This is a genomic window from Candidatus Sphingomonas colombiensis (genome assembly GCA_029202845.1).
GTDB classification, from domain to species: domain Bacteria; phylum Pseudomonadota; class Alphaproteobacteria; order Sphingomonadales; family Sphingomonadaceae; genus Sphingomonas; species Sphingomonas colombiensis.
The window spans coordinates 1,148,768-1,163,533 of the sequence record CP119315.1 but is presented as its reverse complement, the minus strand read 5'-3'; the positions used below and the strand labels follow the sequence as shown (position 1 = coordinate 1,163,533).

Here is a 14,766-nt window from a genome sequence, read left to right as displayed (position 1 = left end):
TGATGATCCGTGCCATTGCCGTCGCGCTGCTTCTCTCCACCACTCCGATTGCCGCCATTGCCCAGGTTCCCGCCGGCAACTCCGCGCCCCAGCCGGTTCCTTTCACCGATACGATCCCGCAGCCGCGTGACGAGGCCTATCCCGGCACGTTGGTGGTAAATGTCGATGCGACAGACACGGTGCGCGGCATCCTGCGCGTGAAGCAGACGATTCCGGTCGCCAAGGCCGGGGCGATGACGCTGCTCTATCCGAAATGGCTGCCCGGCGCGCATTCCCCGCGCGGCGAGATCGAAAAGGTCGCCGGCCTCGTCATCCGCGCCAATGGCAAGGTGGTGCCGTGGACGCGCGATCCGGTCGACGTCTTCGCTTTCCATATCGATGTGCCGGCGGGCGCGAAGCAGCTCGACGTGGAATTCCAGTTCCTCTCCGCGACGCGCGCGGATCAGGGCCGTATCGTCGTCACGCCGACGATGATCAGCCTCCAGCCCAATCAGGTGAGCCTCTATCCGGCCGGCTATTTCACCCGCCGCATCCCGGTGCGGATGAGCGTGACCTGGCCGACCGGCTGGACGGCGGCGGGCGCGCTGCGTGGCAAGCCGACCGGCAATGGCAACAGCTGGTCCTATGAGCAGACCAATTACGAGATTCTCGTCGATTCGCCGATGCTGGCCGGGCGCTATGGCCGCGTGATCCCGCTCAGCGATCGCGTCGCGCTCAACGTCTTCGCGGACGATCCGGCCGAGCTGGTCGCGACACCGGCGCAGATCGAGGCGCACAAGCAGCTGGTCGATCAGGCGGTGACGACCTTCGGCGCACAGCATTACGATCATTATGATTTCCTGCTGTCGATCACCGATCGGCTCGGCGGGATCGGTCTGGAGCATCACCGCAGTTCGGAAAATGGCGTGACGCCGGGCTATTTCGCGCGCTGGAACGAGGGGCCGGGGCGGCGCAACCTGCTGCCGCACGAATTCACCCATAGCTGGAATGGCAAGTTCCGCCGTGGCGCGGACCTGTGGACGCCCGATTTCCGCACGCCGATGCGCGGCTCGCTGCTGTGGGTATATGAAGGGCAGACGCAATTCTGGGGCTATGTGCTTCAGGCGCGCTCGGGCCTCGTTTCGAAACAGGATACGCTCGATCAATATGCCGCGATCATGGCGAGCTATGATTCGCAGCCCGCGCGCAAGTGGCGCGATCTCGCCGATACCACGCTCGATCCGGTGATCGCGCAGCGCAAGCCGAAGGGCTGGCTGAGCTGGGAGCGCAGCGAGGATTATTACAACGAGGGGCTGCTCGTCTGGATGGACGTCGATTCGCTGCTGCGCGAGCAATCCGGCGGCAAGAAATCGATCGACGATTTCGCGCGTGCGTTCTTCGGCGTGCGCGACGGCGATTGGGGCGAACTGACCTATACGATCGACGACGTTGCCGCCGCGCTCAACGCGATCCAGCCGTGGGACTGGAAGGCCTATCTGGTGAAGCGGCTGACCGAACATGCCGCCGGTGCGCCGATCGAAGGGTTTGAGCGCAACGGCTATCGCCTGATCTACACCGATCAGGCGCCGCCTTCGTTCCGCAATGGTGAGCGGGTGCGCAAAGTGGCCGATTTCACCTATTCCGGCGGGCTCATCATCGGGGACGATGGCGCCAATCGCGGCATGGTGACGGGCGTGACCTGGAATAGCGCGGGATTCACGGCGGGGCTCACCGTCGGCACCGTGATCGCGGCGGTCAACGGAGAGAATTATTCGCCCGAGCGGCTGAAGGCTGCGATCGCGGCGGCGGAGGAGGGGGAGAAGCCCGCGGTTACGCTGCTTGTGCGCAATGGTGAGGAATATCGCACGGTGACGCTCGACTGGCACGGCGGGCTGCGCTACCCGCGCCTCGAAAAGATCGGCACCGGAGAGGGTGGCCTCGACAGGCTGTTGGCGCCGCGCTGAACCGCGGGCCGGCAACGCTTGCGCGTTTTCCGTAAGGAAGGCGCGCCGGCGCCGTCTCCTTGAGCGAAGTGAAGGAAAAGATGCGCATCGACCTCATCCCCGTGGGCAAGAACCCGCCCGAGGAACTCAACGTCATCATCGAGGTGCCGACCGGCGGCGAACCCGTGAAATACGAGTTCGACAAGGAATCCGGCGCCCTGTTCGTCGACCGCATCCTGCATACGCCGATGCGTTACCCGGCGAATTACGGCTTCGTGCCGCATACGCTGTCGCCGGACGGCGATCCGCTCGACGCGCTGGTCATTTCGCGCTCGCCGTTCATCCCCGGCTGCGTGGTGCGGGTGCGCCCGATCGGCGTGCTCAACCTTGAGGACGAGCATGGCGGCGACGAGAAGCTGATCTGCGTGCCGGTCGACACGACCTTCCCTTATTATTCGGATGTCGGCGAGCGGCAGGATCTGCCCTCGATCGTGCTCCAGCAGATCGAGCATTTCTTCAAACACTATAAGGATCTCGAATCCGAAAAGTGGGTGCGCGTCGGCAATTGGGGCGATGCGGCCGAAGCGCGGCAGATCGTGCTCGAGGCGATCGAGCGCGCCGAGCAGGCCAAGAAGGCCTGACGCGATACGGGACGGGGCGAGGGGTTTACCCGCGCTCCGTCCGTTTGCGCCGCCGCACCGGCTTGGGCGGCGCGCGCCGCGCCGCCTCCAGCGCGAGCGTAGCCCATTCGCGCAACGCATCCGGATCGTCGTACACGTCATCCGGCGCGCGCCGATACGGCAGCGATTGCACGCGGCCATTGTCCCGCGTGACGGTGAACAGCGCCGCGCCAATTCCGTCCCACGCCGCGGCGCTTTGCGCATCCGCCTTGAACCACAAGGCATCGAACGCGATGATCGCGAAGGTCAGCCCGTCGCAATAGAGCGCGGCACCACCGAACAGGCGCTTGCGCGTGACCGTCCCGATCGGCGCCATGGCCTCCGCCACCCAATCGGCGAGGCCGGTGTCGATCGTCACGCGGTCGCCTTCAGCCCGGCGATGCAGGCGACGACGCCGAGAATCAGCAGGCCACGGATCGCGGTCAGCGGCTCGCCATATAGCATCACGCCGACCAGCACGGTGCCAAGCGCGCCGATCCCGGTCCATACCGCATAGGCCGTGCCCATCGGGATCGAGCGCGCGGCAAACTCAAGCAACCCCATCGACAGCGTGACCGAGACGAGGAAGGCAAGCGTCCACGGCAGGTTGCGAAAGCCATCGGCGTTGCGCAGGCAGGTGGTGAAACCCACCTCGAACAACCCGCCGAGAATGAGCCACGCCCACGCCATCAGCGGCGCCCCGCGAGGCGGACCAGCGCATCGCCGGTGACGCGCTGCACCGTCCATTCGTCCATCCCGGTCGCGCCCATCGCGCGATAGAAATCGATCGCGGGGGTGTTCCAGTCGAGCACCGCCCATTCGAACCGCGCACAATCGCGATCCACCGCCACCCCGGCGAGATGGACGAGCAGCGCCTTGCCCGCGCCCGATCCGCGTGCGGCGGGCGTGACGTAAAGATCCTCCAGATACAGGCCGCGCTTGCCCTTCCAGGTGGAGAAATTGTGGAAGAACAGGGCGAAACCCACGGCAACGCCATCGCGCTCCGCGATCAGCGCCTCGGCTGCCGGCGCCTTTCCGAACAGCGAATCGGCAAGCGTTTCTTCCGTCGCCTCCACCGCGTCGGGCTCGCGTTCATATTCGGCAAGCTCGCGGATGAAGCGCAGGATCGTGCCGCAATCGTGCGGCGTGGCGGGGCGGATGGAAACGGTCATGCGGCGCTCTGTAGCGCGGCTTGCGCGATATCGCGACGCCGCGCGGCATAAAGACAGGCGGTGACGATGATAGCCGCGCCGGCTAGCGTGTAGAACGAAAGCCGCTCGCCGAATATGAGATAGCCGAGCGTCGCGGCATAGACGAACGAGGTATATTCGGTCGTCGCCAGATAGCCCGTCTCGCCATGGGCATAGGCCCAGCCGAGCAGGAACAGCGAGGCGCTGGCGAGCAGCCCGCCGGCCACGATCTTCCACCATTGCGCCGCTTCCGGCACCGCGAGCAGCCATGGCGCGCCGAGCGCGAGAAAGGCGGTGACGATCATCGACTGGAAGAAGGCGATCTCGCCGGGTGTCGCCGCCTGGCTCTGCATCCGCGCGACGACGAGGTTGACCGCATAGAGCAGGGCCGACGCGAGCACCGCGATCGCGCCCTCCAGCGCCCGTGGCCCAAGCGCCGCGTTCGACTGGCCCGCGATCACCACCAGCACCCCGGCGAATGCCGCGAACGACGCGCCCACCACATGGCGTCCGACGCGCTCGTGCAGGAATACGGCGCCGAGCAGCAGCGCGAGCAGCGGCGCGATATATGACAGGGTGATCGCCTGTGCCATCGGCACGCGCGCCAGGCCCCAGAAGAACAGCAGCGCCATCGCCGCGGTGATCGCGCCGCGGATCGTGTGCAGCCACATGCCGCGCCGGCTGGGCCGTGGCCGTCCGCCCGCGATCCATGTGCCGAAGCTGAAGACCGTCGAGACGCCGGTGCGCCAGATCAATGCGTTATAAACGCCAAGCGCGAGCGTCAGCGATTTCATGAACGCATCCATGATCGAAAACAGCCCGATCCCCGCCGCCGCGACGGCGAAGGCCAGCGCGGGGGAGAGCGAGCGTTTCATGGCACCGGCTTAAGGGCCAAATTCCATTAGAACAATGTCGAGCCGTAACGGATTCCGCGCGGCGCCCTTGCGCTATTTCAGCCGCATCTCGTCATTGCTGATCGAGACGCTGCCGATCTGCCGCAAATAGGATTGGCCGAGCAGTGAAACCGACAGATCCGCCAGAACCAGCGCGCGCAGCGGCCCGACGCGCCTTCCGTCCAGCTCGATCCGGTCGATCGTCACGATCTGGCCGCTGACCTCGCCACCAGCGCCGCGTGCCACCGGGGCGAAGCGTGCCGGGTCGAAATCGATATGTGCGCGGCGGGCGTCGTCCTGCGTCAGCGCCACTTCGGTCGCGCCGGTATCGACGACGAAGCGGATCGGCTCGCTGTTGACGCTGGCGGTGGCGTAGAAATGGCCGCCCGGGTCGCGGCGGATCACCGTTGCGTCGGTGGATGTGCTGGTCACGTTTGGCACGGCGGCCGTGGCAACGGCCGTGGCGGCGCGGGGCGCGGCCCTGTGCGTCGCACCCGGCAGCGCGAGGCCGATCAATATGCCGCCGGCGATCATCAGGAGCAGCGCGATCCGCATCGCGCTTGTCCTTATCAGCGCGCGGTTAACGCCCCGCTACGCGGCCGCTTTCTCGGTCGCCGCCTCGATCTCCGCCGCTTTGGCCTCGACCAGCCGGACGATATGATCGATCATCCCGGCATCCTGCACATGATGATCGGTAACGCCCGACAGATAGACCATATGCTTGCCGTTGCCGCCGCCGGTGATGCCGATATCCGTCTCGCGCGCCTCGCCCGGGCCGTTGACGACGCAGCCGAGCACGGAAAGCGACATCGGGGTGCGGATGTGCTGGAGCCGTTCCTCCAGCGCCTGCACGGTGCGGATCACGTCGAAGCCCTGCCGCGCGCAGCTCGGGCAGCTCACCACGCGCACGCCACGGTTGCGGATGCCCAGCGCCTTCAGAATCTCGAAGCCGACGCGCACTTCCTCCTCCGGTTCGGCGGAGAGCGAGACGCGGATCGTGTCGCCGATCCCGTACCAAAGGAGCGAGCCGATCCCGATCGCGGATTTCACCGTGCCGCCGACGAAGCCGCCCGCCTCGGTGATCCCCAGGTGCAGCGGGCAATCCACCACCTCTGCAAGCTGCTGATAGGCCGCGACTGCGAGGAACAGGTCGGACGCCTTCACCGCGACCTTGAAATTGTGGAAGTCGCGATCCTGCAACAGCTTGATGTGATCGAGCGCGCTTTCGACCAGCGCCTCGGGGCACGGCTCGCCATATTTTTCGAGCAGGTCGCGCTCCAGGCTGCCGGCGTTCACGCCGATGCGGATCGCGCAGCCGTTCGCCTTGGCGGCGTTGACGACCTCGTTGACGCGCTCGGCCGAGCCGATGTTGCCCGGGTTGATGCGCAGGCACGCCGCGCCCGCGTCCGCCGCCTCGAGCGCGCGTTTATAGTGGAAGTGGATATCCGCCACGATCGGCACGCGCGCGGCGCGGACGATCTGCCCGAACGCCGCCGTGCTCTCCACATCGGGGCAGCTCACGCGGATGATGTCCACCCCGGCCTCTTCGCAGCGGCGGATCTGGTCGATCGTCGCCCTGGCGTCGCTGGTCGGCGTGTTGGTCATCGTCTGGACGGTGACGGGGGCGTCGCCGCCGACGGGGACGTTGCCGACCATGATCTGGCGGCTCTTGCGACGCTGAATATCGCGCCATGGACGGACGGACATTTGGATACACTTCCTATTGGGATCGCCGACGATATAGCGGTTCATGACGCGGAACGGAACGCCGCGTGCTGACAGGAGCAGGAACTGATGACGCTTTCCCTCTATGACGCGACGATTCCGTCGAACATTCAGATTCTCGGCGCGGTCGACGGGCTGATCAGTAAGGCGGAAGCATATTGTGCCGAACAGGGCATCGCGCCGGCCGATCTGATCGAGGCACGGCTCGCACCCGATATGCTGCCATTCGGATATCAGGTGAAAGCCAGCGTCGAGCACGCGGTTGGCGCGATCAACGGTACGCGTGCGGGCAGCTATTCGCCGAGCATGGCGCCCTGGCCGACCGATTTCGCCGGGCTGCACGCGCTGGTTCAGGAAGGGATCGCCACGCTGAAGGCGCTCGATCCGGCCGAGATCAACGCGCTGGCCGATCGCGATACCGAATTCCGCTTCGGCGAAACCGCGATGCCGTTCACCGGCGCCGCATTCCTGCTGAGCTTTTCGCAACCGAACTTCTATTTCCACGCCTCGATTGCATACGCGATCCTGCGCGCGAAGGGCGTGCAGGTCGGCAAGCGCGATTTCATGGGGATGCCGCGCATCAAGCGCTGACTGATGAGCGGCGGCCCGGAGCGATCCAGCGCCGGGCCGCCCACCCGCGATTGTTCTGACCGGCTTTGCGCCCTACAGCCGCCCGGATGACACGGCATTACGGGATGGATTGGCTGCGCATCGCGGCATTCGCGCTGCTCATCCTCTATCACATCGGCATGGTGTTCGTGCCGTGGAACTTCCACGTGAAGTCCCCCAATGGCGAGGATTGGACGCGCCTGCCGATGATGGCGACGAACGCGTGGCGATTGCCGCTGCTGTTCGTCGTGTCGGGTTATGCAAGCCGCGCGCTGATCCGTCGCTCTGCCGGGCTGGGGCCGTTCCTGGCCAATCGTAGCTGGCGGCTGCTCGTCCCCCTCGCGTTCGGTATCGCGGTGATCGTCCCCCCCCAGCCATGGGTCGAGCTGGTGACCAAGCGCGGTTATGCGCATGATTTCCTGTATTTCTGGGCATATGACTATTTCCGCTTCGGCAAGCTCGGCGGGATTTTGCTGCCGACGTGGAACCATCTGTGGTTCATCGCCTATTTGTGGGTTTATACGCTCGGGCTGGCGTTGCTTGTCGCGATCGTGCGGACCGAGCTGTTGCAGCGCTGGTTCGATCGCGTGTTTGGGGGCTGTGGGGTGATCGTCATCCCGATGGCATGGGCGCTTGCGGTGCATGCGTGGTGGTTTCCGATGGCCGGCGAAACCCACATGCTGATCGATGATACGATGGCGCACTTCATGTACGTGCCCTATTTCCTGTTCGGCTTCGGATTGGCGCGCTCGGCGCCCGCGATGGCGGCGCTGCGGCGACTGTGGCCGGTGGCTGCGGTGATCGCGCTGGCGGCCTTCGGCACCGTGCTGTTGATCGAATATACCTGGCCACCGGATGTGCGGACGCCGCGCTGGGTATTGCGGCCTTACGGCGCTGCGCATGCGTTGCAGCAATGGGGCGCGATCGCCGCGCTGCTCGGGGTGGCGGATCGCTGGTTCAATCGCGACGGGCCGATGCGCGCGATGCTGACGGAGGCGGTGTTTCCCTTCTACATCATCCACCAGACGATCATCGTATTGGTGATGTTCTGGCTGTTGCCGCTCGATCTTTCCGGCCTGACGCAATTCGCGATTCTCGTCGTGGCGACGGTGGCGGGGTGCTGGGCCTTCTACCTCGGCGGTCGCGCGGTGCCATTGATGCGCCCGTTGATCGGATTGCGACCCAAAAACGAAATGAAAGGACGGACGCGATGAGCGCGGCGGACGACGAATATGTGTTCGATGAGGAAAGCGGCGAATGGCTCCCTGCCGCCGAGCTGGCGGCCAAGCAAGCCGCCGCCGCCAGCGTGGAGGTGCGCGATGCGGTGGGCAATCTGCTCGCCGATGGCGATCAGGTTACGCTGATCAAGGATCTCGACGTGAAGGGTGCGGGCCAGACGTTGAAGCGCGGCACGTTGATCAAGTCGATTCGGCTGACCGGCGACGCGCAGGAGATCGATTGCAAGTTCGATGGCATCAAGGGTCTCGTGCTGCGCGCCGAGTTCGTCCGCAAACGCTGACCGGGAAAGGGGGCTGGCGATGGCTGATCCGACGATGGACCCAAGCTGGCAGGAGCCGCTGCGCGGCGAATTCGCCAGCGACTATATGGCGGCGCTGCGCCAGTTCCTCGTCGCGGAAAAGGCGGCGGGGAAGCAGGTCTTCCCGCATTCGGCCGACTGGTTCCGCGCGCTGGAGCTGACGGCGCTGCCCGACGTGCGGGTCGTGATCCTTGGGCAAGATCCCTATCACGGGCCGGGGCAGGCCCACGGGCTGTGCTTTTCCGTCCGCCCCGGCGTCCGCCCGCCGCCGAGCCTCGTCAATATCTACAAGGAGCTGGAGAGTGATTGCGGCCTCGCGCGGCCGACGCACGGTTTCCTTGAAAGCTGGGCGCAACAGGGCGTGCTGCTGCTCAACAGCGTGCTAACAGTGGTGAGCGGGCAAGCCGCTGCGCACCGCGATCGCGGGTGGGAGAAATTCACCGACGCGATCATCCGCCTGCTCGCCGCGCGCGAGGAGCCGATCGTGTTCATGCTATGGGGCAGCTACGCGCAGAAAAAGGCCGCGTTCGTGCCGAGCATCGAACGCGGCGGCCACCATCTCGTGCTGAAGGCGCCCCACCCGTCGCCGCTGTCCGCGCATACGGGATGGTTCGGCAGCGGACATTTCAGCAAGGCGAATGCGTTTTTGGAAAAGAACGGACGAGGGACGATCGATTGGGCCCTGCCGGCTGACCCAATCGCGTGACCACCCCCCTCGCCGGATCGGAGGATCAGGAGGCCGGGGCCGCCGCAGCCGCCGGCGCCTCCGTTGCAGGAGCAATCGCCTCCAAACCTTCGATCTCCCACCGGGACATTACGATACCGGAGCAGGCATAAGTAGCGCCGTTGCGCAGGTCGGCTGCCTTCAGCGCCGTCGCAAGCGCGGGCTGGCTGCGTGCCAGCACCGTGCGCGCATCCTCGACATGATTGGCATGGACAAGGCCCGACAACTTGCCGCCGGCGGCCATTTCGGCGCCCATATAGGGAATGAAATCGCCGATATAGGCCACTTCCCCCGGCGCGAGATGGAAGGTGGGCGCGCCGAAGCAATGAGTTGACGTCGGCACTCCTGGACCGACGGTCAAACTGTCGAGAACATAATCGCCCGGCGTCAGGCGGTGGACCTGTACCTCGTAAACCGATTTCCTGTCGGCGCTGGTGGCGAGCAGACTGTAACTGGTCTTGTCGCCCGTCTTCTTCCAGTCGTGCGGGCGATAATGCAGATCGTGCTGGGCCGCGTCGTAACGCAAAATCTGCACGCCACCCGAACGCCCCGTCGCGCTTGGCTCGACCCGGCGGAAGGCGAGCACCACCACCGCCTCGTTCGGTGCAAGCGCAAATGGCGCCGCTGCATCCACCTTCTTGCCCAGGAACACGGAGCCGGGACCCGTCAGCGGCGCTTCGGGATGCAGATTGGCGTCCTGCACCGGCGAGAAGCGCGTTCGCGCTGTCACCTTGCCGGAAACCTCGGCCGCACCGACAATCGTGTTGAAATAGCCGTCGCGTTCGGCGTCGCTCATCGCGGCAACTCGGGCTGATTCGGCCGAAGGAACCTCAACCAGTCGCCAGCCATTGATCAGCAGGCAGCTCTGGCGATTGGCGCGCCGTTGCTGCCCCTCGGCGATCGCGCCCGCGATAAGGCCGCCCAACGCGCCCCCGACCCCGGCTGCGACTGGCGACATAAGCTGCGGATTGTAGAACATCGGCACAGAGCCGGCCGGTGTGCGCGATCCGCGCGCGATCAGCCGGCAGCGCTGCCAGTCGGCGTCATATTGCGCCCGTGTCGCGCCCGGCTTGTTGTAGAAACGGTTGTCCTTGAGATCCCGCGCCGCGTCCTTGGCAATCTCTTCGGGTGAATCGTGCGGATCAACGGCGGGAGATTGCGGCACCGGCGTCGTTTTTTCGCCGCCATAGGTGACGGGCAGCATCGCTTGAGTTTGCGCCTGTACGACAGGCGCGCCAACAACAGACGCGAACATGAGTGCCGTGCGATACGACCAATAACGCATGAAAAATCCCCCCCGGTTCAAAAGCTCGAACCGGGGGCACTTTTTCTATGTTGCGCCGTTTTGGCAATAATTTTTGCACATATGACGCGGCTATTCCGCAGCGGGTAAGTAAACTTCCCCGCCCTTCTCGCGGAACTTCTCGCTCATCTCCGCCATTCCGGCCTCCGCCTCCTCGGCTGCCACGAAGGTCTCGACCGGGGCATTCTGCTTCGCGGCAAACTCCCGCACTTCCTGCGTGATCTTCATCGAGCAGAATTTCGGCCCGCACATCGAGCAGAAATGCGCTGTCTTGGCGCCTTCGGCCGGGAGCGTCTGGTCGTGATAGGCCTCGGCCGTATCGGGATCGAGCGACAGGTTGAACTGGTCGCGCCAGCGGAATTCGAAGCGCGCGCGGCTTAGCGCGTCGTCGCGCATCTTCGCCGCCGGGTGTCCCTTCGCCAGATCGGCGGCGTGCGCGGCGAGCTTGTATGTGACCACGCCGACCTTCACGTCGTCGCGATCGGGCAGGCCCAGATGCTCCTTGGGCGTGACGTAGCAGAGCATCGCCGTGCCATACCAGCCGATCATCGCGGCGCCGATGCCGCTGGTGATATGATCATAGCCCGGCGCGATATCGGTGGTCAGCGGCCCGAGCGTGTAGAACGGCGCCTCGCCGCACGCTTCGAGCTGCTTGTCCATATTCTCCTTGATCTTGTGCATCGGCACATGGCCGGGGCCTTCGATCATCACCTGCACGTCCTGTTCCCAGGCGCGCTTGGTCAGTTCGCCAAGCGTATAGAGTTCGGCGAACTGCGCCTCGTCGTTGGCGTCCGCGATCGAGCCGGGGCGCAGGCCGTCGCCGAGGCTGTAGGCGATGTCATATGCCTTCATGATCTCGGTGATCTCGTCGAACCGCTCGTAGAGGAACGATTCCTTGTGATGCGCGAGGCACCATTTCGCCATGATCGATCCGCCGCGCGACACGATGCCGGTGACGCGTTTTGCGGTCAGTGGCACATATGGCAGGCGCACGCCGGCGTGGATCGTGAAATAGTCCACGCCCTGTTCGGCCTGTTCGATCAGCGTGTCGCGGAAGATTTCCCACGTCAGGTCTTCCGCGATGCCGCCGACCTTTTCCAGCGCCTGATAGATCGGCACCGTGCCGATCGGCACCGGCGAGTTGCGGAGAATCCATTCGCGCGTGTCGTGAATGTTGCGGCCGGTGGACAGGTCCATCACCGTGTCCGCGCCCCAGCGGATCGACCACACCATCTTGTCGACTTCGCTCGCCACGTCGCTGGCGACGGCTGAGTTGCCGATATTGGCGTTGATCTTGACCAGGAAGTTGCGGCCGATCGCCATCGGCTCGGATTCGGGGTGGTTGATGTTGTTCGGGATGATCGCGCGGCCGCGCGCCACTTCGTCACGGACGAATTCGGGCGTCACATAGTCCGGGATCGCCGCGCCGAAGCTCTGGCCGTCGCGGACATATTCGCGCAGCATCTCGCGTCCGAGATTTTCGCGGGTGGCGACATATTCCATTTCCGGCGTGATGATGCCGCGCCGGGCGTAATGCATCTGGCTGACGTTCATGCCGGGCCTGGCGCGCAGCGGACGCTTCACGACATTGGGGAATTGTGGGACGCCGGCCGAGCGATCGGGGCCCTTGAGGCCGTTATCCTCGGGCTTCACCGCTCGCGCGTCATAACTTTCGACATCGCCCCGCCCGACGATCCAGTCGCGGCGCAGCGCGGGGAGGCCGGCCATGATGTCGATCCGCGCATCGGGGTCGCTGTACGGGCCAGAGGTATCATAGACGTTGAGCGGCGGCTCGCCGGATGAAGGCTCCAGATCGATCGCGCGCATCGCTACCTTGAGCGGGCCGACGTGGATTTTGCGGCTGCCGCGAATCGGGCCGGTGGTGACGCCGATCTCGGTGCGGGCTGGGATATCGGCCATGTTACTCGTTCCTCGCGTTGTCGCGGGGAAGGACACGGACGGGTTGATGCGCCGCTCCCTCCCTACGCCGGTGTCAGCCGGATCAGGTTCAGCGGGTCGAGGGCTGCGGCCCTCCTCTCAACCGCGACGAAGCGGTCCCCCGGGGATGAATATGCAGGCTTAGGCCGGTTGGCGGGCGGCGTCCAGCGCCGCCCGGCTCATCAGCCGCTGGCGGCGCTCATGTTGATCGTGCCGTTGACGCCGGACGGGAAGAAGCCCCCGGAGGTTACCGCCGCCTTGTTCTGGAAGAAGATGTTGAGCGCCTGCCCGGTCGTACGGCTGAACACGATGCCGTTGCCATCGACTGGCGCGATGTTCGAGATCGTCGCGTCCGCGCCGGCAATGCCCTTGTCGAGCGTGGAAGCGCCATCGAGGCTGTCGCGCGCGGTGCTGAACAGGCCCGGATTGGCGGTGAGCCCCTTCGAATAGAGAAGCGTGCGGATCAGGCCGGCATGATAGGATTCGGTCCCCAAAATCCCCGACGCGGCGGTGACGTAGGAAGGCGTGCCGATCAGCGGGGTCAGCCCCTTGTAGACGGTGACCAGCACGTCCTTGAGGAGGAATGCGCCGTAGAGGAAATTCTCGTCCGATGCATAAGGGTTGAAGGGCACCCCGGCGCCGACCACCGTGGCAAGCTGCGCGAAGGTGGTGAACGCGCCGGTCGCGCCGCCGTCGATGTTGATCGCCGGCATCGCCACTGCCGTCGCACCGATCTGCGAACGGAGAAATTCGACATGCGCACGCTCATCGCGGGCGATCTCGCGCGCGCAGGCGGCGACGATCGGGTCCGCGAACGGCACCAGTGCGCCGCCGGTTACCGTGCCCGGCGTGGTGGGGCCGGACAGGTCGCTCGCCGGCAGTCCGGTGCCGAACGCGGCATAGGAGAAATATTGCGCGGAGAGGTATTCGAGGTTCAACGCGAGGTTGAGGATCGAAATATCCGCCGCCTCCACGCTGGCCGTCGAGCTGGGGCTCGGGGTGGGCGTTGGCGTGGCGGACGACGAGCTGTTGCCGCCGCAGGCGGACAGCAGCGCCAGGCCGCCGGCAGCGGCGCCGGTGCGCCCGGCGAGGCTGAGGAAGCGACGGCGCTCGGCGCTGCGCAGCGCGGCGGCATCGAGGACGGTGGTGATCTTTTCCTGGTCGATCATGACGATAATCCCTGAATCCTGTGTGGCGAGAGCGGGCGTTTCGGCCTCAGCTCGCGGCGCTCGTCGTGATGTTGCCGTTGACGCCGCCCGGGAAGAACCCGCCCGTCGTCACCGCGGCGCGGTTCAGGAACAGGATGTTGAGCACCTGGCCGCTGCCACGCGGGAAGGTGTTGGCATTGCCGTCGACCGGCGCGATGTTCGCCACCGTGCCACTGCCGGAGCTGACCGGGGTGATGCCCTGATCGTCGTCCGAGCCGCCGTCGATGCTGTCACGATAGTCGGAGATCGCCTGCGCCTGCGTGATGAGGTTCTTCTGGTACAGCGTCGTGCGCACCAGCGCGGCGTGATAGCCCTCGGTCGCCATCAGGCCGCAGACGGCTTCCTGGAAGGCTTTGGTCGAGATCAACTGGATCAGGCCCTGATAGGCGCTGACCGCGAGATCCTGCAGGAAGAAGGCACCGAGCAGGAAGTTGGCATCCGAGGCATAGGGATCGAATACTGCGCCCGCACCAACCACGCCGGCCCTTTGCGCCATCACGCTGAACGCGCTGGTCGCAGTGAAGCCGAGGTCGATTGCCGGCTGCGCGACCGCCGAAATGCCGAGCTGGGTGCGCAGGAAGCGGACCTGCGCGAGCTGGTCGGCTGCCATTTCCTTGGCATAAGCCGCGACGAGCGGATCGGTGAAGGTCGCCTGATGCCCTGCGATGATCGCGCTGCCCGGGGTGGGCGTGGCCGCGCCGCTCTGCGTGTCGGCGGTGCCGAGGCCGGCGCCGCTCGAGGCATAGCTGTAATAATTGGCCTGAAGATACTCGAGGTTGAGCGCGAAGTTCAGCACATCGGCATCGGTGATCGTCTGCGCCGCGACGGGATCGGAGAAAATGAACGCGCCCGCGCCGATCGCTACCGCGCCTACAGCGGCGGCGAAGAAGGCACGGCGGTCATCGCGCCGTTCCTCGGGCGCCTCCGGCGTGCCGACAAGTCGCTCATCCTGCGTCATCGTTGCCTTCCTTCCTGAACCCACCCGTTACGTTGCCGGGCAAAAACGTCGCCTATACCGTTTCGCTGTCGCCAAGCTGAACGAATCGACAGAATCGCGA

General features: G+C 65.4%; 16 protein-coding genes and 1 riboswitch. Of the genes, 6 read left to right on the top strand and 10 right to left on the bottom strand.

Annotated elements, in window-relative coordinates; genetic code table 11:
- The first annotated feature begins 2 nt into the window (after positions 1-2).
- Together P0Y64_05450 and ppa are read left to right on the top strand one after the other, a co-directional pair.
- Positions 3-1,943, top strand: a complete 1,941-nt coding sequence (locus tag P0Y64_05450) for a peptidase M61 (GenBank protein ID WEK44257.1) — start codon at positions 3-5, stop codon at positions 1,941-1,943.
- An 80-nt stretch (positions 1,944-2,023) separates the two neighbouring features.
- Entirely contained in the window at positions 2,024-2,563 is a 540-nt protein-coding gene (ppa, locus tag P0Y64_05445; GenBank protein ID WEK44256.1) for an inorganic diphosphatase, read from the top strand.
- A 25-nt stretch (positions 2,564-2,588) separates the two neighbouring features.
- Here the strand turns inward: ppa and P0Y64_05440 are convergent, their stop codons facing one another.
- The 6 genes from P0Y64_05440 to ispG form a co-directional block, all read right to left on the bottom strand.
- Entirely contained in the window at positions 2,589-2,960 is a 372-nt protein-coding gene (locus tag P0Y64_05440) for a TfoX/Sxy family protein (GenBank protein ID WEK44255.1), read from the bottom strand.
- Complete coding sequence (locus tag P0Y64_05435; protein ID WEK44254.1) at positions 2,957-3,271, bottom strand: multidrug efflux SMR transporter; 315 nt, start codon at positions 3,269-3,271, stop codon at positions 2,957-2,959. The genes P0Y64_05440 and P0Y64_05435 overlap by 4 nt, the downstream gene beginning before the upstream one ends.
- Positions 3,271-3,753, bottom strand: coding sequence for a GNAT family N-acetyltransferase (locus tag P0Y64_05430; protein ID WEK44253.1), 483 nt, complete (start codon positions 3,751-3,753; stop codon positions 3,271-3,273). The genes P0Y64_05435 and P0Y64_05430 overlap by 1 nt, the downstream gene beginning before the upstream one ends.
- Entirely contained in the window at positions 3,750-4,646 is an 897-nt protein-coding gene (locus P0Y64_05425; protein ID WEK44252.1) for a DMT family transporter, read from the bottom strand. The genes P0Y64_05430 and P0Y64_05425 overlap by 4 nt, the downstream gene beginning before the upstream one ends.
- 72 nt (positions 4,647-4,718) lie before the next feature.
- Complete coding sequence (locus P0Y64_05420; GenBank protein ID WEK44251.1) at positions 4,719-5,219, bottom strand: TIGR02281 family clan AA aspartic protease; 501 nt, start codon at positions 5,217-5,219, stop codon at positions 4,719-4,721.
- Positions 5,220-5,255: 36 nt separating this feature from the next.
- Positions 5,256-6,371, bottom strand: a complete 1,116-nt coding sequence (gene ispG, locus P0Y64_05415) for a flavodoxin-dependent (E)-4-hydroxy-3-methylbut-2-enyl-diphosphate synthase (GenBank protein WEK44250.1) — start codon at positions 6,369-6,371, stop codon at positions 5,256-5,258.
- A gap of 87 nt (positions 6,372-6,458) precedes the next feature.
- On the opposite strand from ispG, the gene P0Y64_05410 reads away from it, so the two are divergent.
- The 4 genes from P0Y64_05410 to ung all read left to right on the top strand — a co-directional run bounded on the left by P0Y64_05410 (position 6,459) and on the right by ung (position 9,241).
- Positions 6,459-6,980, top strand: coding sequence for a DUF1993 domain-containing protein (locus P0Y64_05410; protein WEK44249.1), 522 nt, complete (start codon positions 6,459-6,461; stop codon positions 6,978-6,980).
- Positions 6,981-7,066: 86 nt separating this feature from the next.
- Positions 7,067-8,212, top strand: coding sequence for an acyltransferase family protein (locus P0Y64_05405; GenBank protein WEK44248.1), 1,146 nt, complete (start codon positions 7,067-7,069; stop codon positions 8,210-8,212).
- A complete protein-coding gene (locus P0Y64_05400; protein ID WEK44247.1) occupies positions 8,209-8,517 on the top strand; it encodes an alkylphosphonate utilization protein in 309 nt (102 codons plus the stop codon). The genes P0Y64_05405 and P0Y64_05400 overlap by 4 nt, the downstream gene beginning before the upstream one ends.
- 19 nt (positions 8,518-8,536) lie before the next feature.
- Entirely contained in the window at positions 8,537-9,241 is a 705-nt protein-coding gene (gene ung, locus P0Y64_05395; protein WEK44246.1) for a uracil-DNA glycosylase, read from the top strand.
- A gap of 25 nt (positions 9,242-9,266) precedes the next feature.
- On the opposite strand, the gene P0Y64_05390 is transcribed toward ung, so the two are convergent.
- From P0Y64_05390 to P0Y64_05375, 4 genes are all read right to left on the bottom strand, one after another.
- Positions 9,267-10,544 (bottom strand): hypothetical protein, encoded by a 1,278-nt coding sequence (locus P0Y64_05390; GenBank protein ID WEK44245.1) that lies wholly within the window; start codon positions 10,542-10,544, stop codon positions 9,267-9,269.
- A 90-nt stretch (positions 10,545-10,634) separates the two neighbouring features.
- Positions 10,635-12,482: a phosphomethylpyrimidine synthase ThiC gene (gene thiC / locus P0Y64_05385; GenBank protein WEK44244.1), complete on the bottom strand. Its 1,848-nt coding sequence runs from the start codon at positions 12,480-12,482 to the stop codon at positions 10,635-10,637.
- Between the two features lie 42 nt (positions 12,483-12,524).
- A riboswitch (TPP riboswitch) is annotated at positions 12,525-12,634 on the bottom strand.
- A 48-nt stretch (positions 12,635-12,682) separates the two neighbouring features.
- Complete coding sequence (locus P0Y64_05380) at positions 12,683-13,669, bottom strand: ferritin-like domain-containing protein (protein ID WEK44243.1); 987 nt, start codon at positions 13,667-13,669, stop codon at positions 12,683-12,685.
- Between the two features lie 46 nt (positions 13,670-13,715).
- Complete coding sequence (locus P0Y64_05375) at positions 13,716-14,666, bottom strand: ferritin-like domain-containing protein (protein ID WEK44242.1); 951 nt, start codon at positions 14,664-14,666, stop codon at positions 13,716-13,718.
- Positions 14,667-14,766 lie beyond the last annotated feature (100 nt).